This is a genomic window from Mesorhizobium sp. B2-4-3 (genome assembly GCF_006442815.1).
Taxonomy (GTDB): domain Bacteria; phylum Pseudomonadota; class Alphaproteobacteria; order Rhizobiales; family Rhizobiaceae; genus Mesorhizobium.
In genome coordinates this window covers 45,222-70,945 of the sequence record NZ_VFVL01000027.1, presented here as the reverse complement: position 1 = coordinate 70,945, position 25,724 = coordinate 45,222, and the positions used below count along the sequence as shown (strand labels likewise).

At 64.0% G+C, this 25,724-nt stretch carries 24 protein-coding genes; 11 read left to right on the top strand and 13 right to left on the bottom strand.

The features are described 5' to 3' along the window. Complete coding sequence (gene gmk / locus FJ956_RS22820; protein WP_140651807.1) at positions 1 to 675, top strand: guanylate kinase; 675 nt, start codon at positions 1 to 3, stop codon at positions 673 to 675. A 28-nt stretch (positions 676 to 703) separates the two neighbouring features. Here the strand turns inward: gmk and FJ956_RS22815 are convergent, their stop codons facing one another. The 8 genes from FJ956_RS22815 to lptF form a co-directional block, all read right to left on the bottom strand. Continuing rightward, positions 704 to 997: a type II toxin-antitoxin system RelE/ParE family toxin gene (locus FJ956_RS22815; protein WP_140680035.1), complete on the bottom strand. Its 294-nt coding sequence runs from the start codon at positions 995 to 997 to the stop codon at positions 704 to 706. Further along, entirely contained in the window at positions 994 to 1,302 is a 309-nt protein-coding gene (locus FJ956_RS22810; RefSeq protein WP_140680033.1) for a type II toxin-antitoxin system RelB/DinJ family antitoxin, read from the bottom strand. Before FJ956_RS22810 ends, FJ956_RS22815 begins: the two co-directional genes overlap by 4 nt. A 181-nt stretch (positions 1,303 to 1,483) precedes the next feature. Then, positions 1,484 to 2,329, bottom strand: a complete 846-nt coding sequence (gene rsmA, locus FJ956_RS22805; RefSeq protein WP_140680030.1) for a 16S rRNA (adenine(1518)-N(6)/adenine(1519)-N(6))-dimethyltransferase RsmA — start codon at positions 2,327 to 2,329, stop codon at positions 1,484 to 1,486. A gap of 7 nt (positions 2,330 to 2,336) precedes the next feature. Then, the gene (gene pdxA, locus FJ956_RS22800; RefSeq protein WP_140680029.1) at positions 2,337 to 3,371 is read right to left on the bottom strand and encodes a 4-hydroxythreonine-4-phosphate dehydrogenase PdxA; all 1,035 of its coding nucleotides are present in this window, start codon (positions 3,369 to 3,371) and stop codon (positions 2,337 to 2,339) included. A 149-nt stretch (positions 3,372 to 3,520) separates the two neighbouring features. Continuing rightward, positions 3,521 to 4,441, bottom strand: coding sequence for a peptidylprolyl isomerase (locus FJ956_RS22795; protein ID WP_140680027.1), 921 nt, complete (start codon positions 4,439 to 4,441; stop codon positions 3,521 to 3,523). Between the two features lie 239 nt (positions 4,442 to 4,680). Then, a complete protein-coding gene (locus FJ956_RS22790; RefSeq protein WP_181170267.1) occupies positions 4,681 to 7,092 on the bottom strand; it encodes an LPS-assembly protein LptD in 2,412 nt (803 codons plus the stop codon). Continuing rightward, on the bottom strand, positions 7,092 to 8,174 hold the full coding sequence (lptG, locus tag FJ956_RS22785; protein WP_140680024.1) for an LPS export ABC transporter permease LptG: 1,083 nt from the start codon (positions 8,172 to 8,174) through the stop codon (positions 7,092 to 7,094). The genes FJ956_RS22790 and lptG overlap by 1 nt, the downstream gene beginning before the upstream one ends. Positions 8,175 to 8,176: 2 nt before the next feature. Further along, entirely contained in the window at positions 8,177 to 9,373 is a 1,197-nt protein-coding gene (gene lptF / locus FJ956_RS22780) for an LPS export ABC transporter permease LptF (RefSeq protein ID WP_140680022.1), read from the bottom strand. 377 nt (positions 9,374 to 9,750) lie between these two features. Between lptF and FJ956_RS22775 the strand changes: the two genes are divergently transcribed. From FJ956_RS22775 to FJ956_RS22735, 8 genes are all read left to right on the top strand, one after another. Continuing rightward, a complete protein-coding gene (locus tag FJ956_RS22775) occupies positions 9,751 to 11,253 on the top strand; it encodes a leucyl aminopeptidase (protein ID WP_140680020.1) in 1,503 nt (500 codons plus the stop codon). An 8-nt stretch (positions 11,254 to 11,261) separates the two neighbouring features. Further along, complete coding sequence (locus tag FJ956_RS22770) at positions 11,262 to 11,711, top strand: DNA polymerase III subunit chi (protein ID WP_140680018.1); 450 nt, start codon at positions 11,262 to 11,264, stop codon at positions 11,709 to 11,711. A gap of 353 nt (positions 11,712 to 12,064) precedes the next feature. Then, on the top strand, positions 12,065 to 13,054 hold the full coding sequence (locus tag FJ956_RS22760) for a 3-oxoacyl-[acyl-carrier-protein] synthase III C-terminal domain-containing protein (RefSeq protein WP_140680014.1): 990 nt from the start codon (positions 12,065 to 12,067) through the stop codon (positions 13,052 to 13,054). A gap of 3 nt (positions 13,055 to 13,057) precedes the next feature. Continuing rightward, positions 13,058 to 14,041, top strand: coding sequence for an NAD(P)-dependent oxidoreductase (locus tag FJ956_RS22755; RefSeq protein WP_140680012.1), 984 nt, complete (start codon positions 13,058 to 13,060; stop codon positions 14,039 to 14,041). Next, the gene (locus tag FJ956_RS22750; protein ID WP_140680009.1) at positions 14,038 to 14,862 is read left to right on the top strand and encodes an MBL fold metallo-hydrolase; all 825 of its coding nucleotides are present in this window, start codon (positions 14,038 to 14,040) and stop codon (positions 14,860 to 14,862) included. Before FJ956_RS22755 ends, FJ956_RS22750 begins: the two co-directional genes overlap by 4 nt. After that, entirely contained in the window at positions 14,859 to 16,115 is a 1,257-nt protein-coding gene (locus FJ956_RS22745) for a F390 synthetase-related protein (protein WP_140680007.1), read from the top strand. Before FJ956_RS22750 ends, FJ956_RS22745 begins: the two co-directional genes overlap by 4 nt. Beyond that, positions 16,112 to 17,260 carry a GNAT family N-acetyltransferase gene (locus FJ956_RS22740; RefSeq protein ID WP_140680005.1) on the top strand — a complete coding sequence of 383 codons (1,149 nt, stop codon included), beginning with the start codon at positions 16,112 to 16,114 and terminating at the stop codon, positions 17,258 to 17,260. Before FJ956_RS22745 ends, FJ956_RS22740 begins: the two co-directional genes overlap by 4 nt. Next, entirely contained in the window at positions 17,257 to 18,252 is a 996-nt protein-coding gene (locus FJ956_RS22735; protein ID WP_140680002.1) for a Rieske 2Fe-2S domain-containing protein, read from the top strand. The genes FJ956_RS22740 and FJ956_RS22735 overlap by 4 nt, the downstream gene beginning before the upstream one ends. A 205-nt stretch (positions 18,253 to 18,457) precedes the next feature. On the opposite strand, the gene FJ956_RS22730 is transcribed toward FJ956_RS22735, so the two are convergent. From FJ956_RS22730 to FJ956_RS30890, 4 genes are all read right to left on the bottom strand, one after another. Then, positions 18,458 to 19,618 (bottom strand): ATP-grasp domain-containing protein, encoded by a 1,161-nt coding sequence (locus FJ956_RS22730; protein ID WP_140680000.1) that lies wholly within the window; start codon positions 19,616 to 19,618, stop codon positions 18,458 to 18,460. A gap of 109 nt (positions 19,619 to 19,727) precedes the next feature. Beyond that, on the bottom strand, positions 19,728 to 20,228 hold the full coding sequence (locus FJ956_RS22725; protein ID WP_140679998.1) for a DUF995 domain-containing protein: 501 nt from the start codon (positions 20,226 to 20,228) through the stop codon (positions 19,728 to 19,730). Positions 20,229 to 20,361: 133 nt separating this feature from the next. After that, positions 20,362 to 21,279: a glycoside hydrolase family 26 protein gene (locus FJ956_RS22720; RefSeq protein WP_140679996.1), complete on the bottom strand. Its 918-nt coding sequence runs from the start codon at positions 21,277 to 21,279 to the stop codon at positions 20,362 to 20,364. Between the two features lie 761 nt (positions 21,280 to 22,040). Next, positions 22,041 to 22,178: a hypothetical protein gene (locus FJ956_RS30890; protein ID WP_246681614.1), complete on the bottom strand. Its 138-nt coding sequence runs from the start codon at positions 22,176 to 22,178 to the stop codon at positions 22,041 to 22,043. Here FJ956_RS30890 and FJ956_RS22715 point away from each other — a divergent pair. Both FJ956_RS22715 and FJ956_RS22710 read left to right on the top strand, forming a co-directional pair. Continuing rightward, positions 22,177 to 23,712, top strand: a complete 1,536-nt coding sequence (locus tag FJ956_RS22715) for a cellulose synthase catalytic subunit (protein ID WP_246681613.1) — start codon at positions 22,177 to 22,179, stop codon at positions 23,710 to 23,712. The two genes, FJ956_RS30890 and FJ956_RS22715, sit on opposite strands and share 2 nt — an antisense overlap. 221 nt (positions 23,713 to 23,933) lie before the next feature. Next, entirely contained in the window at positions 23,934 to 24,425 is a 492-nt protein-coding gene (locus FJ956_RS22710) for a hypothetical protein (RefSeq protein WP_246672133.1), read from the top strand. Positions 24,426 to 24,643: 218 nt separating this feature from the next. Here the strand turns inward: FJ956_RS22710 and FJ956_RS22705 are convergent, their stop codons facing one another. Continuing rightward, entirely contained in the window at positions 24,644 to 25,720 is a 1,077-nt protein-coding gene (locus FJ956_RS22705; protein ID WP_140679992.1) for a glycosyltransferase family 2 protein, read from the bottom strand. Between the last annotated feature and the right edge of the window lie 4 nt (positions 25,721 to 25,724).

The following is a 25,724-nucleotide window of genomic DNA, read 5'->3' as shown; positions in this document are numbered from 1 at the left end:
ATGGTTGCCAAGGAACCGACGGCCGCCAGGGATCTGGGGTCCCGCATCCGCCGTCGTGGATTGATGCTGGTGCTGTCGTCGCCGTCGGGCGCCGGCAAGTCGACGATCGCGCGCAATCTTCTGGAAAGCGATGGAAGTCTCGAGCTTTCGGTCTCCGTCACGACAAGGCCGCGCCGCGGCTCGGAAATCGAGGGCGTCCACTACCATTTCCGCACCATGCGCGAGTTCGAGCGGCTGCGCGACTCCGACGCGTTGCTCGAATGGGCCGAGGTGCACGGCAATTGCTATGCGACGCCGCGTGAGCCGGCGGAAATCGCGTTGGCCGAAGGCCGCGACATGCTCTTCGACATCGACTGGCAGGGCGCCCAGCAGCTCAAGGAGAAGATGCGCGCCGATATCGTTTCGATCTTCATCCTGCCGCCGTCGATGAAGGAATTGAAGGCGCGCCTGAAGCGTCGCGCCGAGGACCAGGAATCCGTCATCGAGACCAGGCTGAAGAACGCCCGCCTCGAGATCGAGCATTGGAAGGAATACGATTTCGTCATCGTCAACGACGACCTCGACCGCGCCTTCGCCGAGGTCCGCGCCATCGTCACGGCGGAGCGGCTGCGGCGCGACAGGCGGCCTGGCCTGTTCGATTTCATCTCTGGTTTGCTGGACGAGAAGACGACGTAGGCTGGCCGGACAAGCAGGATAAATAGCGTCAGCTGTCTGCAAGATCGTCCGGCCAGCGCTGTGCTCCGTGAAGCACACGCAGTATTCGAATCCTGCTCTCAGCTATCTGATAGGCCGCGACATATGGCGTGCCGACGATGACAAGCTCTCGTGTTCGTGAAAGCCTGCCGGTGCGGCCGCTCTCGGGAAAGTCACGGAGACGGCCTATCGCGGCGACAATCCGCTCATCGATCGCGACCGCGGCGGCAGGGTTGTCAGCCTCGATATGCGTGAATATCCCATCGCGATCCGAAAGTGCGAATGCCGACCATACGATCTTCAAGATTTAGGCTCATTGACCTTGCGACGCGCTGCAGCGCGTCTTTCGGCAAAATGCGCCTCGACTTGTTCGCCAGGAATGTCGGCTCGGGTGTCGTCCAGAGCCTCGCGCACCTTGGCGCGAAACCACACATCGTAAGCCTCACTGTTTGCGAGCAGATCGATGGGCAACGCGCCCTCGTTGGCGGTTCGGGTAAGAAGTATCCGCACCGCATCCGAAACCGTGAGTCCCATGCTTTCGAGCACCGCGGAAGCCCGATCCCGGATATCGGCGTCGATACGCGTCTGGACAAGTGCGTTCGTTGGCATGGCCATCTCCTTTGCCATGAATGTAATGCGTTTGAATGACGGTTGCCAGCGCAACTTCCTTCCGCCGACGGTGAGAAGGTGGCCCAAAGGGCCGGATAGGGGTAAGAATCATCCTTTGCAGGTTCGCGCCGCCCCTCATCTGCCTGCCGGCATCTTCTCCTCGTAAACGGGGAGAAGAGACCTACACGGCGTTCGTCAACCTCACGAACTCCTCGACGCTCAGCGTCTCGGCCCGCCGCGTCGGGTCGATGCCGGCGCGGGTGAGGAGCGCTTCGCCGCCCAGGCTCTTCACGCTTTGCCTGAGCATCTTGCGGCGCTGGCCGAAGGCGGCCTCGGTGACGCGGCCCAACTTTCTGGCGTCCACGGGCAGAGGAGATAGGCGAGGCGCCAGATGCACCACCGATGAGGTGACCTTCGGCGGCGGCGTGAACGCTTGCGGCGGCACGTCGAAGGCGATCCTCGCCTCGGTGCGCCAGCCGGCAAGCACGCCGAGCCGGCCATAAGCGTCGCTGCCAGGAGCCGCGGTGATGCGCTCCGCCACCTCGCGCTGGAACATCAGCGTCATCGATTGGTAGAAGGGCGGCCAGTCGGCCACCGTCAGCCAGCGGATCAGAAGCTCCGTGCCGATATTGTAGGGAAGGTTGGCGACGATCTTCACAGGCGCGCCGTTCGCCGCGCCGGCAAGCGCGGCAAAATCCGTCTTCAGCGCATCGCCGGGAATGACCTCGAGCCGGCCGGGATAATGGTTGGAAACCTCCGCCAGCGCTTCGAGGCAGCGCTCGTCGCGCTCGATGGCGATCACGCGCCGCGCGCCGTTGAAGAGCAGTGCCCGCGTCAGTCCGCCCGGGCCCGGGCCGACCTCGATCACTGTCGCCTCGCCGAGATCGCCGGCCGCACGCGCGATCTTGCCTGTCAGGTTGAGGTCGAGCAGAAAATTCTGTCCGAGCGCCTTCTTGGCCTGCAGGCCGTGCCGCTCGATCACCTCGCGCAGCGGCGGCAACCCGTCGATTGTGGTGCGTCCGCTCAATGCATCCTCACGCGGCGGCGGCCTGCGGTCCGCTGTCGGCCAGCCGGCGCGCCAGCCTCAACGCGGCGATCAGGCTGTCGGCGCGCGCGATGCCCTTGCCGGCGATGTCGAAAGCGGTGCCGTGGTCGGGCGAAGTGCGGATGAAGGGCAGGCCGAGCGTCACGTTGACCGCCTCGTCGAAGGCTAAAGTCTTGGCCGGGATCAGCGCCTGGTCGTGATACATGCAGAGCGCCGCGTCATAGGCGGCGCGCGCGCGCCGATGAAACATCGTGTCGGCCGGCAGCGGTCCGATCGCGTCGATGCCTTCCGCTTTCAACATCTCGACGGCGGGGGCGACGATCGCTGCGTCCTCCAGCCCCATGGCGCCGCCTTCGCCGGCATGCGGGTTGAGCCCGGCGATCGCAAGCTTCGGCCGCGCGATGCCGAAGCGGTTCTTGAGATCGGCGGCGGTGATGCGCGCGGTCGCGACGATCAGCTCCGTCGTGAGCACTTTCGGCACTTCGGCCAACGCGATGTGGATGGTCACCGGAACGGTGCGCAGGTCCGGTCCTGCCAGCATCATCACCGGCGTCACGTCCCTGCCGATGTGGCGCGAGGCCAGATGCGCCAGATACTCTGTGTGACCCGGAAAGCCAAATCCGGCATCATAGAGCGGCTTCTTGGCGATCGGGCAGGTGACTATCGCCGCGGCGCGGCCGGCGAGGCAGTCCGCGACGGCGCGGTCGATGGCTTCGATCGTGCCTGCGGCATTGGCCGGGTCCGGCTCTCCCGAGCTATCGACATGGCGCGCATGGAGCGGCACGACGGGCAGCACGCGGGAAAAATGATGCGCTGCCTGTCCCGGCAGCGTCTCGGCAATCGCAACATTTGCGCCAACCAGGCGGGCGCGGGCTTCGATCAAAGCGGGGTCGGCAAGCAGGTAGAAGGGCGGCACACCAGCGCTGTCGCCAGCCAGCCAGGCGGCGATGGCGATCTCGGGCCCGATGCCCGAGGGATCGCCGACACTGAGCGCCAGCGGCGCATCGGTCTTCTGCGTGCTCATGCGGTGGGCTGGCTGCGGTATCGCACGCTTGTCGCTCAGAGCACGATGCCGAAAAGTGTGCAGCGGTTTTCGGGCGAGATCATGCTTCATTTCTTCGATTTAGAAACGGATTCCGATTTCAGGTCGGACCGACCTGAAATCATCCGGCTCTAGCGTTCGACGATCTTGGCCTTCTGGCGCAGCTCGGCGACATATTTCTTGCTGAGCTCGTCGGCGTCCTTGTCGTTGCTGCCTTCGGCCTGGAACACCGTCTGCGCGGCCTTGTCGTCGGAAACCTCGCGCGAGGAGCAGACGCCGATGAATTCGATGCCGCGCTCGGTCTCGCGGGTCGGCGTCGCGCCGCCGACCTTGGTCGCCTTGATCTGCTCGGCCCAGTCGGACGGCAATTGTGGCGCCAGAAAACGGCCGAGATCACGCACGGTGACGTCGAGCAGGCCCTTGGCGAAGTCGCGCGTGGTGTTGCAGCCGCTGAAGCGGACGCGCATGGCGTCGGCCTCGCGCTTGCGTTTGGCGAGCGTGGCGGCGCGCTCCGATGCCGGCACCACGAAGATCACCTGCTGCAGCATGTATTCCGTCGCGGTCGGCTTGGCGCCGCCCTTGTCCAGCATGCGCCGCACGGCGTCCTGCTCGGTCACCGAGCCGCCTTCGCCGGAGCGGTAGCGCGCGCTGAGCGCCTGGTTCCAGGCCATCTGGGCACGGATGAATTCCTTGAAGTGTTCCTTGGTGACGCCCGATTGCGCCATGATCGCGTCGAGTTTTGCCAGCGGCATCTTGTTGCCCGAAGCGAAGCGCTGGTAGGCGGCGTCGACCTGCTGGTCGCTGATGCGGATGCCGAGCCGCTTGGCCTCAGCCAGCCGCAGCGTCTGGTCGATCATCTCCTGCGCGGCATCGCCCTTCTTGTGCTGCAGCTTGAAGAAGGCTGCGCGGTGCGCGATGTCGCCGGTGGTGATCGCTATGTTGTTGACGACATACTTGATCTCAGCGGCGAAAGCAGGCCGCACGACAGCCGTGACCGAAACCGAGGTCGCCACCAGAAGCGCGAATCCCGCTGAAAACAGGTATTTCCTCATCTTACCTTCCTAATTTTTCCCCATCCCAATTTTCCCCACCATCGCGGCGCCGCGCGTCCTCCGAACGCCTGCGCGACGCGGTCGACCCCCATGCCCATCTTATGCGGCGAAACGATGTCGCCGACGCATGGCCCTGAGAATCAGGCCCATTTTCGAAGGAACACGCTCCAAATCAAGACCAAAGCCCCGTCAGCGCCCCAGCCGACGCGCAGCTCGGAGGCCGCGCGCCTGCCGCTTGGTCACTGGATGGTATCGACAGAGCTTGTTGACGAACCGAAATCGCCGAGCGTGCGGAACGACAGGTTGAAACCGATGTTCTGCGACACTTCCTTGGTGACGGTGTCACGCGTCTGCGAATACGTCATGATGTAAGTGAAGCAGGAATCGTTGTAGGCGAAGCCGACACCGTCCTTGACCAGCACATTTGTCTCGATGTCGTAGGTGCCGGTGCCGAACAGCCTCCAGTTCTGCGCCAGATGGGTCGAGGCGCCGAGCGTGAGCTCGTGGCGGTCGGTGGTGAAGCCGTAGAGCGGCTGCGCCTCGATGAAGGCATATTTGGCGCTGAGCGATATCGGCAGGCTGGAATAGGCGGCCTTCACTTCGGCGCGCCTGACCTCGAAGGTCTGCTCGTCGAAACGCCCGCTCAGCGAGCCGGAGAAACCGCTCGGGCTGTTGAAGCCGACAAGGCCGACATAATCCGAGGTCCGCTTGTCCAGACCGGATTCGGCCCCAACATTGACGAGATCGGGTGCGGCAAAAGAGTTTTCGCCGGCGAGCTGATAGGACTGGCCGAAGATGGCGTTCGTGCCCCAGCCATTGTCATAGGCGCCTGAGTAGCGGAAGCCGACATTGGCGCGCGTGCCGCCTTCTATGCGGTCGTAGCCAGAGAATTTGTCGCGCTCGAACAGCGTGGTGGCGTCGAAGACGAAGCTCTGCGCGTCTTCGTTGGGGATCGCCAGCCCGCCGACATATTGCTCGTTCGGGCGCACGAAGACCTGCGCCGTCGGCTCCAGAATGTGGCTGGAGCTGGGCATCGAGAATAGCAGCGGCCAGCGCGCCTCGAGCCCGAGGGTGGCCATGTAGCGGGCAAGCGACGAGCGCATGTCCACGTCCTGGCCGAGATTCGTCCCCATCTGGTTGACGGCATCGAGCGAAGCCTGATTGGCGTTGACATAGCCGGCGTCGCCTCGGAAGGCGAGCAACGGCGTCAGTTGCAGGCCGTCATCGGTGGTGAAGGTGCGCTTCCATTCTGCTTCCGCGCTCAGCCGGCTGGATTCGCCTTCGATGCCGCGCACATTGTTGATGGAAGTGTCGTCGATCGGGTTGGCGAGCACGGCGTCCAGCCGGTTGCGGCTGATCACGCGTGCGTTGACGTTGAACGACAGCTGGCCGCCGGCCACCGAGGTGTCGGGAATATAGGCGTAGTCGAGCGACGGCAGCACCCAGGGTTGCTTGGCGGCGCGCGCTGTCGGGTCGCTGGAGAGCGTGTCTTCCTGCACCTCGAAGCGCATGGCACGGACGTCGAAATAGTTGCGGTCGCTCAAGCCAGTCAGATAGATCGACGACTGGTGGACGAGGTCGCTGTAGCCGTCGATGTTGTAGGTGCGCGAGAATTCCTTGTCGGTCTGCAGCAGCACGTCCCAGCCGAAATTCCAGCGCTCGTTGATGGCGAACTGGCCCTTGGTGCCCATCATGCCGCGGAACTTGTTCGGATCGCCGACATCGCCGGAATTCACATTATGGCCGGCGGAATCGATGAACGCGTCGGGGTCCTGCTGGTTGATGCCGGCGATCTTCAGCGTGTACTGGCCGTTGTTGAAGCGCTGGCGCCACTCGGCCTCGCCGAGGAAACCCTGCTTGGTATAGCCGCTGCCGGTGACGGTCAGGTCATAGGTCGGAGACAGCGCGAAGTAATAGGGGACTTTGACGCCGACGCCGAGATGGTTGTTGTAGACGATGCCGGGGATCAGGAAGCCGCTCTTGCGCTTCACCGTCGGGTCGGCGATCTCGAAGGCCGGCAGGTAGGCGAGCGGGAAGCCGAAGAATTCGAAATTCGAGTTCTCGAAGCGGACCGTCTTCTTCTCGCCGTTCCAGATGATCTTGCGCGCTTTGACGCGCCACGTCGGCGCTTTGTCCGGCTTGTCCTCGCACGGTTCGCAGGCGGTGTAGACGCCATTGTGGAAGGTGGTGAGGACGCCGCCCATGCGCTCGGCGCTCTCGGCGGCGAAATAAGCCTTGTCGATCGTCTCGACGCGCAGCGCGTTGAGAAAGCCGTCGGCGAAGTCGTCGGTGATATCGATATGGTCGGAATTGACCTTGGTGCCGTCGCTGTTGATCAGCTCGACGGCGCCGCTGGCGACGAGGCGCTTGGTGTCGCGGTTATATACCACACGCTGGGCGACCAGCTTGTTGCCGCCATAGTCGATCTGCACGCCGCCGACGGCCGTCACCGTATGCTTGTCGTTGTCATAGACAAGCGTATCGGCGGCCAGCAGCATCTGCGTGCCTGAAGGGACGGACTTGGCAGCGATCGTCTGCGCCAGCGCGGGTGCCGTCGGCACCGCGCAAGCGAACAGACATGCCAAGGCGGTCGCCCCATAGAGGCGTGCCAGACCGGCCTGCCTATGGCTGCGCAAAACCGCCTCCCTCACTAGCCGTCTTCCTTGTATAGCAGAAACGTCACCCCAAAGAACATAGCCACGACAACCGGAACCCATGCAGCCACCACAGTAGGCACGAATCCGGCGACACCGAATGCCTTGACCAGTACCGAAACGACATAAAGCAGAAAGCCAGCCACGACGCCACCCAGAATCATCGTTGCCGACTGCCCCATTCGCGCAAATCTCATTGAAACCGTTGCAGCAATCAGCGTCATGGCCACGAGAAGGAACGGCAACGCCACCAGCGAATCAAATTGCATGGCGAAGGCGTTTGCCTTGAGTCCAAAGGAACGTGCGACCTCGATCTTGCGCGGCAGCTCGTAGAAGGGAATGGTTTCCGGACGCGCCAGCCGCTCCTGCACGAATTCCGGCTTCAGATTCGTCGGCACCTTGTCGGACGCCAGCGTCTGGATATTGCCGCCCTTGAAGACCTTGACGTCCTGCAATTCCCAATAGCCGTCGCGCAGGAACGCCTTGGCGGCATCCTTGCGCTCGGTGATGTTGCCCTCATGGTCGAGGACGAAAAACACCGCATCCGCCATCTCCAGCCCCTGGTTGAGGATGGCGCGGGCGCCGATGATGGTGTCGCCCGATTCGGTCTTTTGCCGAAGCCACGGCGTGACATTGGTGGTGACGGCATTCGATTTGCCGGCCCGCAGGTCGTTCTCCATCTGCTCGGACCAGGAAAAGCCATGTGCGGCGATCGGGTTGATGATGGCGACCGACAGCACGCCGAACATCAGGGCGCCGACGCAGCAGGGGAACAGGAACTGCCAGGCCGAGACGCCGGCCGAGCGCGCAATCACCAGCTCGTAACGGCGGTTGAGCGACACCAGCGTCGCCATCGCCGAGAACAGCCCGACGAACGGCACCGTCTGCAGCATGATCATCGGCATCCTGAGCGCCGAAATGGCAAAAGCAATGCCGTAGGTGAAGCCGGGCAGCCCGGTCGTGCGGCCGGAAAGCTCGGTAAAGTCGATCAGGAACACCAGCGCCAGCAGGCCCAGGAAGAACCAGAAGGTGATCGAGACATAGCGGAAGAAGAAATAGCGGCCCAGCGTCCAGCCCATGGTCAGGCTCCCTGGCCAGAAGCGCGCCGGGCGAGCCAGAGCTTGAATGCCGTCCAATTGTCGCCGGCGCGCTTGGCAAAACCCGTCAGCCAGTCGGCCCAACTGACCGGCAATTCCATGGTGCGCGAGGAGACGATGAACCAGATCGAAACCGCTGAGGCGATGATTGGTATGCCGTAGAGCAGGTAGACGTAATACCAGAGCTTGTCGGCCTTGCCGGCGGCGAAGAAGCCCAGCCATCGCACGAAAAGCGCGACTGCGATCGCCGTGATCAGCGGATTGATGCGCGCCTCGCGATGCGATCGCGCATCGCCCGCAACCGCAAGCGCGATCAGCGCGAATACAAGCGAATACGACCATTCGGCGAAGCGCTGGTTGAGCTCCGCCCGGTAGCTGCCGGGTTCGCGTTGGAACATCTTGTCGTTGGGATCCGGGTTGAGCAGATACGCCGTCGTCCGGTCCTTGGGCAAAAGCGTGATGTCGTTCGCCGCCGACATGAAGGCCGACATGTCGAAGGCGTAAGAGGTGAAGCGGATGACGGAGAGATCGCCGGTCACTGACTTGCGGTTGATGACGCCGTCATTCATCATCAGCACCTTCTCGTCGCCTTTTTCGACGATGCTGCCGGTCTTGGCGTAATAGGTGAGGCTGGCCCCTTCCTCGCGCGAATCGGCGACGAAGATGCCGCCGAGCCGGTTGCCGGGAAGCCGTTCGCCGACCTGCAGGTAAAGGCCCTCGTCGATTTTGCGGAACGTGCCTTCCTGGATGATCAGCGACACGAGGTCGGCGCGCGAGGCCGCCACCAGCTGGCGGTTTTTCTGCCTGGCATAGGGGTCGGCGGCGTTGTCCACGATGAAGGAAAACGCGCAGGCAAAAGCGGCGAGCAGCAGGATCGGCCGCGCGATCGTCCAGCGCGAGGCGCCCGCGGCGCTGAGCACGGCCAGCTCCGAATCGGTGTTCATCGCGCTCAGCGTCTGCGCCACCGCCACCACCAGGGCGAACGGCACGACGATCGGGATGATCGAGGGGATGATGAGCGCCGCGACTTCGAAGAAGGTCAGCGCCGACTGGCCGTTGTCGGTGACGAGATCGATCTTGGCCAGCACCTGCGTGGTCCACACGATCGCCAGCGTCCAGACCAGCGCCGCGAGGAACATCGTCAGCGCACGGCGCATGATGTAGCGTTCAACGACCTTCATGAAGGCTTTTCTCGATTTTGCCGAACGGCATCATGCCCGCCGACAAGGTAGTGATCCGGCGGCACCCGCACAACTGCGTCATAGGCGGCTCGCTCCGGTTGGTCGCCCCACGCCGCGTGCCCCGGCGCGGCGGAGTCTCCGCGCCAATGGATAAGAAATGCAAAACATCGATGGTTAACAGCAAGTTACGGCAGCAAGCTAAGGTCGTGCCGAGGCGAATCCTTTGTCTATGGTGGCGCTGATATAGACAGCGATTTCGGCCAAAGTCTTGCCAAATGGCTGAAAACGACCAAATGTCGCGCACGCTTGCCAAACCTCTCGCTCGCTGAAAATTTCCTTCGCCGGCACCTAACGGCCATCCCCGAAAGCAGGACCTGATGACGTCGAGACCTTCCATTTCCTTCGCCAAATTTGCCGCGCCGAAAAAGGGCAGCGTCTTCGTCTTCGCGGCCGATGGCGGCGAGCTCGGCGAGGCGGCGAAGGCCTGCGATCCGGCAGGTGCGCTGGCACGCGCCTTTCCGGTCGCCGATTTCTCCGGCAAGTTCGCAACCTCGGCCGAAGTGCTGGCGCCGGAAGGAACGCCGGTCGACCGGCTGGTGGCGATCGGCGCGGGCAAGGTCTCGAGCCTCGACGACAATGCCTGGCTGAAGCTCGGCGGCGCCGTTGCCGCTACGCTACGCAAGGCGACCGAGGTGGCCGTCATCCTCGATCTGCCGGAGCTGCAGCCCGACGGTCGCCAGGCGGCGAGCCTCGCCGCCGGCGTCCTGCTGCGCAGCTATTCCTTCGACAAATACAAGACCAGGAAAGACAAGGAAGACAGCCAATCCGACACAAAGGCGGCCAAGCCAGCCAGGGTAACCATTCATTGCAGCGATACCGCTGCCGCGAAGAAGGCTTTCGCCGGCGAGGAAGCGATGGTCGATGGCGTGCTGCTTGCGCGCGATCTGGTCAACGAGCCGGCCAATGCGCTTGGGCCCGTCGAATTCGCCGAACGCATCAAGGCGCTGGAGACGCTCGGCGTCGAGGTCGAGATCCTCGCCGAAAAGGAGATGAAGAAGCTCGGCATGGGCTCGCTGCTCGGCGTCGCGCAAGGCTCGCCGCGCGGCGCGCGCCTGGCGGTGATGCGCTGGAACGGCGGCAAGGCCAAGGACGCGCCGCTCGCCTTCATCGGCAAGGGCGTCACCTTCGACACCGGCGGCAATTCGATGAAGCCGGCCTCCGGAATGGAGGACATGAAGGGCGACATGGGCGGCGCGGCTGCCGTCACCGGCCTGATGCATGCGCTCGCCGCACGCAAGGCCAAGGCCAATGTGGTCGGCATCGTCGGCTTGGTCGAGAACGCCGTCGACGGCCATGCCCAGCGCCCCGGCGACATCGTCACCTCGATGTCTGGCCAGACGATCGAGGTGCTCAACACCGACGCGGAAGGCCGCCTCGTCCTGGCCGACGCGCTCTGGTACGCCAACGACCGTTTCAAGCCGAAATTCATGATCAACCTGGCGACGCTCACCGGCGCCGTCATGGTGGCGCTCGGCCAGCATTATGCCGGCCTTTTCTCCAACAATGACGAGCTTGCCGGCCGGCTTTTCGGCGCCGGCCAGGCATCCCAGGAGCGGCTATGGCGCATGCCGCTCGGGCCTGAATACGACAAGCTGATCGATTCCAAGAACGCCGACATGAAGAACATCGGCGGCCGCTATGGCGGCGCCATCATCGCCGCGCAGTTCCTGCAGCGCTTCGTCAAGGACACGCCCTGGGCGCATCTCGATATCGCCGGCACCGCGATGGGCGCGCCGTCGAGCGAGATCAACCAGTCCTGGGGCTCGGGCTTTGGCGTGCGCTTGCTCGACCGCCTGGTCCGCGACCACTACGAGGGTTAGGTTCCGGTATGACCGACATCCTGTTCTACCATTTGACCGAATCGACGCTCGAGGAGGCGCTGCCGGGCCTGCTCGAGCGCAGCGTCGAGCGCGGCTGGCGCGCGGTGGTGCAGACCGGCACCGAGGAGCGCCGTGACGCGCTCGACCAGCATCTGTGGATTTTTCGCGACGATTCCTTTCTGGCGCATGCCACCGACCGCGAGGCCTATCCGGCCGAACAGCCGGTCCTGCTCACCACGGGCGAGGGTAACCAGAACGCGGCGCAGATCCGCTTCCTGGTCGACGACGCAAGCCCGCCCGAACTATCGGGCTACGAGCGCGCCGTCTTCCTTTTCGACGGCCATGACGCCGCGCAGCTCGAAGGCGCGCGGACGCATTGGAAGACGCTGAAGGAAGCCGGCCACGCCGTGACCTACTGGCAGCAGACGCAGGACCGGCGCTGGGAACGCAAGGCTTAGCTCGGAAGCGAAGCACTGTCCTGCAGATGCTGCCACAAGGCCTCGGCCACCGGTCCGTGCGGGTTGTCCCCCCGCCGGACAGCGGCCACCGTTTCAACGCGGCCCGGAATGTGCCTGCCGGCAATCGAGATCGCCGGCGTTGCAGGAAGAGCGCCGAGGTTGCGACCAGCCCTCTTCTCCCCGTCACTATACGGGGAGAAGGTGCCGGCAGGCGGATGAGGGGCAGCGCCGGCATCAGCAATTGGCAACAAAGCCTCAAGCTGTTGTGTTTGAAGCGATCAGCCGACCCCGTGAACATCGCTATCGATCGCTTTTTGCGCTAGATAGGGCCAAGCTCATGCGTCGGGGGAGTGATGCGGATCAGGATCGTCGGAACCGGCAGAGCGGTACCGGCCGAGCGGGTTACCACGCGCGCACTGGAGGGCAGGCTTGGCCTTGACGCAGGCGCGCTTGAAACCGTCACCGGTGTCGTCGAGCGCTATGTCTGCAATGCCGAATCGCAGATCGATCTCGCCTGCGCCGCCGCCACACTTGCGCTTGCCGATGCCGGCCTCGAGCCCGGCGCTGTCGACCTGATCGTCGGCGGTTGCGGCGTGCCCTACCAGCCGCTACCGGCGACCGCGCCCTTGGTCATGCAGCGCCTTGGCCTTGTCGACGGCTCGGCCGCCGCCTTCGACGTCAACAGCACATGCCTTGGCTTCCTCACCGCCTTCGAGACCGCGGGCCGCATGATCGAGGCCGGGCAATGCGAGACGGCGCTGGTGTTTTCGTCCGAGGTCGCCTCGCGCGCTTTGCCGTGGCAGGACGCGCCGGAGATCGCCGCACTCTTCGGCGACGGCGCGGCGGCGGCCGTGCTGCGCAAGGCCAAGGCAAGCGAGGGAAAGGTGGTGGCGAGCCTGATGCGCACCTATCCGTCGAGCTGGGAAGCCTGCGGCATCGGTTCGGGCGGCACGCGCTTCGATTTCCGCAAGGAGCAGGAAGCGTTCGCAGCGCACAGCCTGTTCCACATGGACGGCAAGGAACTGTTCCGGCTCACCTCGCGCCACTTCAACGGTTTCGTCGACGCCCTGCTTGAGCGCGCCGGCTGGCGGCATGACGATGTCGATCTCGTCGTGCCGCACCAGGCGAGCCCGTTCGCGCTTGCGCATATGGCGCGTCTGACAGGCTTTGCGCCGGAAAAGCTCGTCGACATCTCCGCCCGCTTCGGCAACCAGATCGCGGCCTCCATGCCCTTCGCGCTCGACGTCGCGCGCCGCGAGGGGCGCGTCGCGCCAGGCATGAAGCTGCTCTTCCTCGGCACGTCTGCCGGTGTCTCCTTCGGCGGCATGGCGCTGGAGGTCTGAGGGATGGCCGTGCTCGTCACCGGCGCCAGCGGTTTCTTGGGCTCGCATGTGCTCGAGCGGCTGGCTGCGTCCGGCACGCTGGCGCTCGGGCTCGGCCGCGATGAAGCGCGCTGCGCCGCGCTGGAGGCCGCCGGCCATCGCATCGTCCGCCATGATCTCGCGCAGCTGCTCGACGGCGCGCTCGATCCGAGGCTTGGCAGGGTCGAGCGGATCATCCATTGCGCGGCGCTCTCTTCGCCCTTCGGCCGCCTCGCGGATTTCGAGATGGCGAATGTGACGGCGACGCAGAACCTTGTCGATTTCGCCGAGCGACAAGGCGTCAGCCGCTTCGTCCACATCTCCAGCCCGTCGGTCTGCTTTGCCTTCCGCGACCAGCTTGGCCTCAGCGAGGACGCGGCGTTGCCGGAGCCCGTCAATCATTATGCCCGCACCAAGCGCGAGGCCGAAAAGATCGTGCTCGGCCAGCCTGCCATCCATCCGCTGGTGCTGCGTCCGCGCGGCATCTATGGCACCGGCGATCGGGCGCTGCTGCCGCGGCTGATCAAGGCTGCAAAGAGCCGGCCGCTGCCGCTGTTTCGCGATGGCCGCGCGGCCATCGACCTCACTCATGTCGACGACGTCGTCGACGCGGTGGTAGCGGCGCTTGCCGCGCCCAAGGAAGCGGAGTGCCAGGTCTTCAACATCTCCGGCGGCGAAGTGCTGCCGGTCCGCCGCATCGCCGATGAGGCCTGCAGCCGCGCCGGTCTCAAGGCGCGCTGGCGGCCGACGCCGCTCATGCCGGCGATGCTGGCGGCGGGCCTGATGGAAGCGGTGGCGCTTCGGTTACCCGGCCGGCCCGAGCCACCGGTCACGCGCTATGCGCTCGGTCTCTTCGCTTATGCGCAAAGTCTCGATCTTTCCAAGGCGAAGCGGATGCTTGGCTGGGCACCGAAAATCTCGTTCGAGCAAGGGCTTGATCGCACTTTTTCCGGTGGGCCGCAGGCATGAGGATCGTCTTCGCCAACAGCGCCTGGGTGAGCGCCGCCGAGCGATTGATCTTGCGCGATGGCAGCTGGCAAAGTGTCAAGCTGCGCGTCCGCTATGGGCTGATCTTTCACCCAACTGCCGGGCCGGTGCTCATCGACACCGGTTACACATCTGAGGCGCTGAGCGGTGAGCGGCGCAGCCGCATGCTTCGGCTTTACGGTGCGCTGCTGAAGCCCGAACTCAATGCGGCCGAGCAGGTTCTGCCGGTGCTGCGGCATTTCGGTCTGTCGCCCGATGACATCCGCACAATCATCGTCACCCATTTTCACGCCGACCACATTTCGGGCCTGTCGCTGTTCCGCAACGCCCGCTTCATCGCCAGCGATGCCGCCTGGGCGCGGGTCAAGGCGCGCAGCCCGAGGCAGAATCTGCGCCACGGCGTCTTCGCCGAACTCTTCCCGCTGGATTTCGAGGCGAGGCTGCAAGGTATCTCCGCGAAGCCCCACGTCGCGCCGCAGGGCGACCTCCCCGGCGGTACCGATCTCTTCGGCGACGGCAGCGTGATCGCGGTAGACCTTCCAGGACATGCCGATGGCCAGTTCGGCCTGTTGTTCAGCGGGCCGGAGCGCCCGCTGCTTTATGCCGTCGATGTGCAATGGCTGCTCACAGCCTTGACCGAAAACCGCACGCCGGGCTTCCCGGCCACGCTGATCGCCGAAGATGCCGCGGCGATCGAGCCGACCAGCGCCATGCTGCGCGGCTTCCTCGCCGCCGGCGGCGAGGTGATGCTCTGCCATGATCCCGCTCCGACACCTTACGATCTCGCGCCGGAGGCCGCATGAACGGGCTGGCGGAAGCGGTGCGCTCTTTCGCCCTGACGCGCTGGGTCTCGCGCAAGACCTGGCCCGATTTCGAGCGCTGGCAGGCGGCCGCCCTGCGGCGTTTCCTCGACCGCGACCTGCCGCGCGCGTCCTTTTACGGCAAGGCGCAGGCGCGCCTCGTCGACTTGCCGGTCACCGACAAGGCGCTGCTGATGGCGCGCTTCGACGAATTCAACATCCACCGTCTCACCGCCGCAAAAGCCTGGGCGGCCCTGGCGCGCGACGGCCGCGCCGGATCGCTCACCGTCGGCGCCAGCACCGGCACCTCGGGCAATCGCGGCTTGTTCGTGATTTCCGAGGCCGAAAAATACCGCTGGCTGGGCGCGATCCTCGCCAAGGCGGCGCCCGATCTTCTGTGGCGCGGCATGCGTGTCGCCGTCATCCTGCCGCAGAACACCAGGCTCTATGACAGCGCCCGCAAATCGCGCCTGATCAAGCTCGCCTTCTTCGATCTGACTGCAGGGCCGGAGAGCTGGCGCGGCGCGCTCGAAATGTTCGACCCGACGGTCATCATCGCGCCGCCGAAGATCCTGCGCCATTTCGCAAGCGAGGGTTTCCGTCTGCGTCCGAAGCGTGTCTTCTCGGCGGCTGAAACGCTGGATCCGGTCGATCGTCCGGTTATCGAGGATTTCTTCCGGCTGCCGCTCGACCAGATCTATATGGCGACCGAAGGCCTGTTCGCAGTGACCTGCCGCCAGGGCGGACTGCATCTTGCCGAAGACTCCGTCTTCTTCGAATTCGAGCCTGCGGGCGAGGGGCTGGTGACGCCGCTGGTGACGGCCTTTCGCCGTCGGACACAGATCATGGCGCGCTACAGGATGAACGACCTGTTGCGCTTGTCCAAAGAACCTTGCCGCTGCGGCTCGCCTCTGCGCTGTGTCGACGAGATCGTCGGCCGCATGGACGATGTCTTCCGTCTCGTGTCGCAGGATGGCCCGATCCTGGTCACGCCGGATGTGCTGCGCAACGCCGTGCTCAAGGCCGACCGCCGCATCGACGATTTCCGCCTCATCCAGACCGGGCCGGACAGGATCGAGCTCAGGCTTCCGCCGTCGTTCGCGGACGATGTGGCGGTGGCTGCTCATCAGGCAGTCCGCGCGCTGCTGGAAATGCGAAAGGCGGTCGCCACCGTGACGCTCATCCGCACGCCGCTGCCGCTGGAAACAAGCCGCAAGCTGCGCCGCGTCGAATGCCGCCTGGAGCCGGCGCGATGAGCGGCGCGGCGGCGATCGCAAAAGGGCCTGCGCAGCAGGCCGACAGGGTCGAGAACAAGCCGGCAAAGGTCGAGGCTTTTGTGAGGCTTTTCAACGAGATGCCGGTGCGCGATCTCATCGCCAATCTGGACACGAAAGTCGAGACGCTCGATGTCGCCGGCCGGGTTTTTCCGCTGACGTTGAACGACGAGAGTAAGGCGCACAACTGCTACATCTGTTGCCCGACCAGCGCCTATATCGACTATGCGATGGACGAGACGCGCAACTTCGCCGCGCATCCGCTGCTGCGGCGCGCGCTGAATACCCTGATTGGGGCTTGCGCGCCGCTGGCCAGGGCAAGCGGCCTCGACCGTCAGGCGCAAGTCAACAACTGGCTCTATTCGACCAATCCGGTACCGCTGCTCGACCGGCCGGCGATCGCATCGCTGCGCGCGGCCTTGACCGCGCGTTTCCCCGATCGCGCCATCGTCATCCGCTCGCTGAACGATATCGCCGATCCGGCGACCATTGCCGCCTTGAGGACAGAGGGGTTCCGCATGCTGGCGGCGCGCCAGATCTACATCTTCGCCGACCGCAGCGCAGCGCCCGCAATGACAGGCGACATGAAGCGCGATCGCGCCCGCCTGCGTACAACGCCGTTCGAGCGGGTCGGCAATGACGATTTCACCGAGGCCGATTATGCGCGTGCCGAGCAGCTCTACAACATGCTCTATCTCGACAAATACACGCCGCTCAATCCGCATTACACCGCCCACTACATCGCCGAGATGCACCGGCGCGGCATCATCAGCCTGGCGGGATTGCGCCGGCCGGGCGGCGAGCTGGTCGCCGTCACCGGCCTGTTCGAAAACGGCGGCACGCTGACCCAGCCGGTCGTCGGCTATGACACCAGCCTGCCGGTCGCCGACGGGCTTTATCGCATGATGATGGCGATGGCGCAGGATCACGCGACTTCGCGCGGCCTGTTCTTCAACATGAGCGCGGGCGCCGCCGATTTCAAACGGCGGCGCGGCGCGGTCGCCGCGATCGAATACAACGCCGTCTATGCCGGGCATCTTCCACGCCGTCGGCGGATAGCGATCCGCGTCATGGAGACCGTGCTGGCGCTGGTCGGCATTCCCCTGCTGAGGAGGTTCGAATTGTGAGCGAGCGCCGCGGGGAAGCCTATTGGCAGGCGGTGGCGCTGTCCGCCGACATCGGCAAGCGGCCGAAGCGCATCCTGTTCGATCGTGCGCCCGTGGTGCTGTTCCGCTCGGCGCAAGGCATCGCCGCGTTGTTCGACCGCTGTCCGCACCGGCTGGTCGAGCTGTCGACCGGAAAGATCGTCGGCGGCGAGATCGAATGCCCCTATCATGGTTGGCGCTACGATGGCGAGGGCCGCTGCACCGCGATCCCCGGCCATGTCGGCGCCATGCCGCATTACCGGGTCCGCCGCTACGCTGCGATCGAGCGTGACGGCGTCGTCTTCATCTCGTCAGGCACGCCGCAGGGAGAGCCTTACCTGCACTGCATGCAGGGAAAGGACATCATCGTGCGGCGGGTGCGCTCGTCGACGCAGTCGACGGTGATCGATGCGGCGGAAAACATCCTCGACGCCACCCATACCCATTTCACCCATAAGGGCCTGCTGCGCGGCCTCACCGCCAAGCGCCATCTGGTGCGGGTCGAGGTGACCGGCGGCGAGGGCTGGGTCGAGGCCAGCTACACCGGCGAGGACCGTCAGCAGGGCCTGATCAGCCGGCTGCTCGAAGGCGAGCGCGCGAAAACCATCGGGCGCTTTCGTCATCCCGGCATCGCCGAACTCGAATATTGGGGTAAGGACGGACTGGTCCTGGCCACCACCTTCCATCTTCGCCAGGCCGACGAACGCACGGTTGAAGGCGTCGGCTGGCTGATCGGCCGGCGTCAAGGCCTGCTCGGCGAGCTGAAGGCGCTGGCCTTCAAGCCGCTCTTCACCGTCGCGCTGCATCAGGACCGCCGCGTGCTGAAATCGGCCAGCGACAACGCCCGTTTCGCGCCGCAAGCCCTACCGGCGATCGGCCCGCTCGATTTCCTGCGCCGCGACATCGCGGCGATCATGGAGGGGAAGATGCCGGCGGCAGCTAGCGAGCCGAGGGTGCACCAGATCGAGTTGTAGTTTTCGCTCGAGAGATGGTTAGGTCGCGTTCCTTCACACCCCCCTCTGCCTGCCGGGCATCTCCCCCGCAAGGGGGGAGATTGGATGTCGCGACCGCTTTCGCCAATCATCGACGTTGCAGGAAAGGCGCGGCCGGCGGAGCTGCTGATCTCCCCCTTGCGGGGGAGATGGCCGGTAGGCAGAGGGGGGTGCTGTCCCGCCGGCCTCACCCATCCGGCCCGTTCCATTCGATATCACGCGTAGATCCCGCCTGCAGGCTGATGCGTTGGCGCAAGGCCAATCCGGCAATCTCCACCAGCGCCGACCATTGCGCCCGGACAGGCGCGGTATCTCCCGGCCAGTCGAGCAGTTCCTGACCCTCCCGCATCGCCTTGCGAAAGTGGGCGAGCCCGCCTGAGCGCAGCGCGGCCGGCAGTCCATAAATCCACATCGCGAGCCGCACCGTTTGCGGGGCGGTGACGTCCGGCCTGACTTCCTGACCGTCGCCGAGCACGGCATCCACAAAGCGCGCCGGATCGCGGAAGAAATGCAGGCCGCTCACGGCGCGCGGGTTGCATTCGAGCGGCAGCACGCGGCCATCCGCCTCGCGCATCAGGTCGAAGGAGATCTGCCCGGTCCATGCAGTGCCGGCGACGATGCGCTCGACCAGATCGCGCGCCGCATCGTCCTCGACCCGCTCGAAGAAGATGCCGGCGCCTTTGCCGGCGCGATAGAGCGAACGGTAGAGCGCAAGCGCCTTGAGCCTGCCTTCTCGCGCCACCGCATAGGCGCTGATCTCCTTGCCCTCGACAAAACGCTGCGCCACCCAGGGCATGGCGGGCGAGGGCGTGATCGCATCGAGGAAATCTGGCGTCGGACGCAGCAGAACGTGGCTGGCGAAGCGCGACCAGACCGGCTTGAACACCAGGTCGCGCGAGCGGCCGCGTATCGCCTCCAGATCGTCGAGGGAATTGAGAAGCGCCGTTTCCGGCACCGCCAGGCCAAGCTGTTCAGCCAACCGGATGAAGCTATGCTTGTTGTGAACCTGCGCCAACATCTCGATGCCGGGCGCGAACACTTTTGCCGGCATGGTTCCGCCGCGCCCTGCCAGCGCCAGATGAAAGACCTCTTCGCAGGTCGGGACGACGAGGCCGATGCCTTCGGCCCGGATCAGCGCCTCCACCGCATCCGCATAGGCCTGTGGCTCGAAGCGCGGCGGCGGCAATCGACGATAGCGCGCGCAGGCCTTGCTCGCCGCCGCGATGGGCCTCGCCGGCGTGTCGGCCAGGATCACCCTTTTCCCGGCGCCATGGAGAAGGCGCGCCAGATGCAGCGCCACCGGCGCGCGTGCCCCTGTAATCAGGATGGATCTGTCAGCCCTCGGCATCGGTCATTCGCGGTCGTTCCCGTCGCGAAAACCGTTGCGCGAAATCGCCTTGCCAGGCAATCACGCTGTTCACGCCAACCCGGCATTGCGCCATGCCTGCGGGCAGCGACTACAGCTTCGCTTTGAAGCGCTTCACCTTCCTGCTGGCGTAGTCGCCGTTACGCAGGTCCGATTTGCCGTGGCGATCCCTGAACTCATACCAGGCTCCGCTCGGAGATTTGCGTTGGTAGACAACCTTGCTGTCGTTGCGATGCTCGAAACAACTCAAGGACGTCTTGGCGCCCCATGAGCCGTGCCAGGTTGCCCGGAAACACAGTTTGCCGTAGCCGGGCATGAACCAGATGCCCTCGCCATAGCTCTTGCCACCCTCGGTGGACCACGCCGTAAACTGTCGCTTCTGCACGGCAAAATATGCCGCGCCATGATTGCCCCAGCGCCATGAGCGGTTCTTGTAGAGCTGATAGACGCCTTCGTCGGAAACGACGGCGGCCTTCGCCGCCTTAGCGTCGATCCTGTTCGCGGCTTTGGCCATTGCAGCACCCTGCTGGCCGACAACAAAAACGGAGCAGGCGAGCGCCGCTCCGAGCAGATTCCCCAACACCCTGTTCACGATTTTACTCCGCCAACTCATTTACGCCACGCCTTGCATCGGCTCCCAAGGCCCGGACCCGGGAGCGATCCCTATCGAACTGGAAAGCTGGAGCCCGTCCCTGTTCTGCCGGGACGGGCATGGCCTGTCGCCACTACGGCAGCACGTGCTGGGTTACCCGCCAGTCGGGCAGTCCATAGCCGCCCAGCCACGGCCAGACTTCCTTCTGGTTGAAGTAGACCACCGAGGTTAGGGCCGGAAACTCCGCATAAGACTTGCGCGAGTCGTCAGCCCATTTCGTCACGTATTCCTGCTTTCCGACATAGCCGAGCTCGGCCACGATCACAGGCTTGTTGAACTTCGCGACGCGGTCGTACCCCGGCTTCAACGTCTCTTCGAAGGTCCGGTCGCGGCCGGCCTCGTCATTGTCCTTCTTCTGCAGGCCGAACACCGACAAGCCGATCACGTCGACGTAGTCGTCGCCGGGATAGTACTTCTCAAGGCCCTCGATACCCTTGGGCGACCACATGTATTTCGCGGTGGGCGCCGCCTTGCGGCAGACATTGACCTCGCGCTTGTAGGCGGCGATCCAGTCCTTCGGCGCCCAGTTGGCCCAGGTAAAGCGGCCGTTCTTGTCTTCCATTTCCTGCGCCCAGCGGATGGTGACCGGGCTCTTCATCTGTCCGACCAGGTTGCAGATCGCCTGCATGTTGGCGTCGTATTTGCCGCTCAATATGCCGTCGCGCAGCTCGGGCGGCGTGATGCGCCAGTCCTTCGACCATGTCCAAGGCTCGACGGTGATCAGCAGCGAGCGGCCGCGTTGCTGCGCATAGGCGTCCGCCAGCGGCAGCGTCGACAGGTCGACGTCTTCCCAAGGCAGGAACAGTTCCTCGATACTGGCCGACTTGTCATTGGTGAAATCGCCATATGGATCATACGACCCGAATGCCGACGCGGCCGAGCTCGTCTTGATCGGATCCGTCCCAGCGGACGATCCGGCCGACGCCGGAAACGCGAGGCCGCCGCCGATAATCAGTGCTGACACAAATGCAGTCGCAGTGGAGTGTTTCATACTCGCCTCCCATGGTTCCGACGTCCGACGGACATCGGAACTCGCCGCCGCGTGCCGGCATGAACCAGCGCGCAAACCCTAACGTCTGCCAACGTGAACCGTGGGGTGTCTGAGCGACTGGGACGGGCGCGTTTTACGGAGCGCCTCCACAGAGGTTATCTCTCAAGGTCCTCTACCTGAATACCTGAAGAGAGGTCGCCGCGATACTCACAAATTCGCGTCAACATTACGATATTAACCCTTCCTGATATAAGAGCCTATGACCGCCCAGAGTCAAGGGCAATTAACTGTTACTTAACCTTGTTGCGGCCCATGGGGCGATCGGCGCAGCCGGCAGGGACCGTTGCCGGTCCTCACTTGAAGCCGGCAAAAGGCCGCCATCGCGGCCGCTGTCGGGACGGCAAGCTGCGGTGCGGGCCAAAGCGTTAGATTAACCGGTTCTTAAGAGGCTTGGTTAGCACAGGCTTAATCCTGTTGACTTTGTATTAGTATCGACTGATTCTATAGCCGGATGAATGCTTTCGGCCGTATGGCCGGGCGCGTAGGGCGGCGCGTGGCATGGGCGTATCAGCGGGTGCCGGCTCTGTCGGCAAAACGAGATTTCGGCGCCGGCCGGGCACAGCCGGCATCGGTCCAAGGGGTCCTTACCTCGTGCCCGTGCTCACGCCGCGCCAGCAATTGATCTTGCGGCTTGGCCTTGTTTCCTGGTTGGTCTCGCTGGCTTTCTTCTGGTCCTGGTGGCTGCAGCCTGCGCATATCGATCATGTCGGACCCTTTGCCTTCGCCACGATCGTCCTGGCCTGGCTCACCTTGATGCCGATGTATTTCCTGCTCAAGGTCCATGCTTCGAGGAAGTCGTCGAAGCTGCATACGATCCCGAAGCGCTCACGTGTCGCCATGGTGGTCACCAAGGCGCCTTCCGAGCCGTTCGCCGTCGTCCAGCGCACGCTCGAGGCGATGCTGGCGCAGGACTATCCGCACGACACCTGGCTTGCCGATGAGGACCCCGGCGAGGAAACGATTGCCTGGTGCGACGCGCATGGCGTGCTGATTTCGACCAGGCGCGGCCGCGAGGACTATCACCGCAAGACCTGGCCGCGCCGGACCCGCTGCAAGGAAGGCAATCTGGCGTTCTTCTACGACCACTACGGCTACGAGCGCTACGACTTCGTCGCCCAGATGGACGCCGATCACGTTCCGACGCCGACCTATCTGAGGGAAATCCTTTATCCGTTCGCCGACCCAGGCGTCGGTTATGTCTCGGCACCGAGCATCTGTGACAACAACGCCGACGAAAGCTGGGCAGCGCGCGGCAGGCTGTTTGTGGAAGGGATGCTCCACGGCCCTTTGCAATCCGGCTACACGAGCAACGGCGCCCCGCTCTGCATCGGCTCGCATTATGCCGTGCGCACCATTGCGTTGCGACAGGCTGGCGGGCTGGGCCCTGAACTGGCCGAGGACCACTCCACCTCGATGATGATCAACGCCGCTGGATGGCGCGGTGTGCATGCCATTGATGCCATCGCGAATGGCGACGGTCCGCAAACTTTCGCCGACCTGGTTACTCAGGAGTTCCAGTGGTCACGGAGTTTGACGACCATCTTGCTCGAATACACGCCTGGATATCTGTCCAAGCTCAGCCCGAGGCTCAGACGGCAGTTCGTATTCTGCCAGCTCTGGTATCCGATGTTCGCTCTATTTGCGATAACAATGTATGTCATGCCGATCTACGCGCTGTTGTCGGGCAACAATTTTGCGGACGTGACCTATCCTGAATTCCTTGTCTACTATACGCCAAGCGCGGCCCTTCCGATTGTCCTGGTGGTCTTTCTAAAAAGGTTAGGCCTTGCGCGTCCGTTCTCGGCCAAGGCTATCAGTTGGGAAGGGACACTCTTCCATCTATTCGCGCGCTGGCCGTGGGTGATGGCAGGAACGCTGGCGTCGGTTCGCGATTATCTTGCCAAGTCATTCGTCGATTTCCGCGTCACGCCGAAAGGTAGTGGTCCGAAGACGCTTCTGCCCAGCCGTGTCATCTTTCCCTATGTGGCGCTTGCTACTGGTGCGTCGCTGCCTGTCATTTTTGTGAAAGAGCCCTCCAGTGCCACTGGTTTCTATTGGTTTGCGGCACTCAATGCGGCGATCTACGGATTGCTCGTGCTGGTCATCATCGTCAAGCACCTCTCCGAAAACAGGATATCGCTAAGGGACGACGCGGTTGCGATAACCATGCAGACATCCTTGGCAGGAGCCGCGCTCTGTATCGCGATTGCGGGATTCTACGGCCGGGGATTGGAAGGCATATACGGCCTTCAGCAGGGAGCCGCCGGCGGCTTCCACATCGTCAGGATAGCCTATCCGGTCTCGGGTGCCGGCACGGGTGGCACCGGCTCGCAAAACTTCTATTTCGACCCTGGCTGGGACCAGCCGCGTTAAGCAATTCCAGGAAAAGTGCGTAGCGGTTTTCCGTCCGGAATTGCGTAGAGACAAACGCACAATTCCAGGAATGGGCGCGTTTCCCGACCGTCGTCCGTAGCCACAACTAAAAGATCAAATTTTAATAACAATCGATCGAGTCGCTAGAGATCGCGCTCATCATATCGTTTGCGCGAATTTTAATAAGTATCCTCTAATATTTAGCCACAGTGTGAGCGGCAGTGAGCCGTTCGCACGGCGTGGAAGTCAAGGAAAGAAGAAACATATCCGCGCGGGAGCAACATGTATTTTCGTGGCAGGGAACGACAATGAACAATTTCATGAATGAAGCAGCGGTTTTCGGCAGGAAATATGCTTGCGCCATTGCCGCCGTTGCACTGACCTCGATGGTTTCCGGCTGCCAGAGCATGGACACGATGAAAACCAGCTCGATCGGCACCGGACCGGCAGCCCACACCACCGCCAAGAAGGTGCACTACCTCAAGAAGCAGCGGTTGCATCGTGTTCACCGCAAGCCGCTGACGCAGATGTCCAGTGTGATGCGCATCCGAGAGGAGGCCTATGCCGCCTTCGTGCGGCCGCAGCCTGCTCGCGTGCCGCGGCCGGTCAAGATTTCCTACAGCATGGGCAGCGTCGGTCCGTTGCTTGGCCACTCGCCGTGGATCTGCGGCCCGAGTGGCTTCGGTCAGCGCTCGGCTTGCCGGGCGCGATAGACCAATGCATGTCGCCAGAAGCGCGCAGCGGTTCCGGGGCAACGACATGCATACAACAAAGACTTAAAGCGCGTCGCCTGAATCCGTTTCAGCGCGACGCGCTTCAGGCAATTCCGAAGCGCTGACGTTTGGGGGCGTGACCGCGGGAGCAAGGAGACGGGCGCCGTCAGCGCGCCACTTCTTGCCCCTCCGGTCGCTCCCGCGTTGTGGCAGCAGGATCACTTCCTGCGCGGCTTCGCCTTCTCGGTCGCCAGCTTGTCCGGCCGATGCCAGCCGTCGCCCTCGCCATGCGCGGGCTGCGGCCGGGCCACATAAGCGAGCGCGCCGTTGGCCTCGAGATAGACGCGCGACAGCATTTCGGCGAGCACGCCCGACGTCACCGCCTGCAGCCCGGCGATCACCAGGAAGAAGCCGGTGATCAGCATCGGCCTGGTGCCGATGTCCTGCCCCCAGAAAACCTTGACCGCGAAGAGATAGGCAAGGATCAGCGATCCGAGCACGCCGAGCACGATGCCGATGCCGCCGAAGAAGTGTCCGGGCCGCGTGCGGTAGCGCAGGAAGAAGAACATGAAGACGAGGTCCAGCACCACGCGGAAGGTGCGCGAGATGCCGTATTTCGACTGGCCGTGGATGCGGGCGTGATGCGTCACCACTTCCTGGGCGATGCGGCGCGGCGTCGTAACGGTCGCCAGCCACGCCGGGATGAAGCGGTGCATCTCGCCATAGAGCCGCACGCTGCGGATGACGCTGCCGCGGAACACTTTCAGGCTGCAGCCATAGTCCTTGAGCTGCACGCCGGTGACGCGCGCGATCAGCCTGTTGGCGATGCGCGAGGGCAGGCGGCGCATCCAGAAACCTTCCTTGCGGTCCTTGCGCCAGCCGGCGACGAGGTCGAGATCCTCGTTCAGCAGGCGGTAGACCATGCGTGGAATGTCGAACGGGTCATTCTGCAGGTCGCCGTCGAGCGTTGCGATGACGTCGCCGCGCGCGGCGTCGAGGCCGGCCTGCATGGCCGCGGTCTGCTTGTAGTTGCGCACCAGCTCCACGCCATGCACATGCGGCCCGTATTGAGCCGCCAGCCGGCGGATCTCGGCGGGCGTGGCGTCGGTGCTGCCGTCGTCGACCAGCACCACTTCCCAGGGCTGGCTGTAGTTCTCCATCGCCTGGTGAATGCGGACGAGCAGCGGCTCGACATTGTCGGCCTCGTTATACATCGGGATGACGATGGAGAGCTTGTGCTCGGGCATGACGGCGCCCTCGGGCAATCCCGGTGCCGGAATGGGAAGCACGTTCATGGCG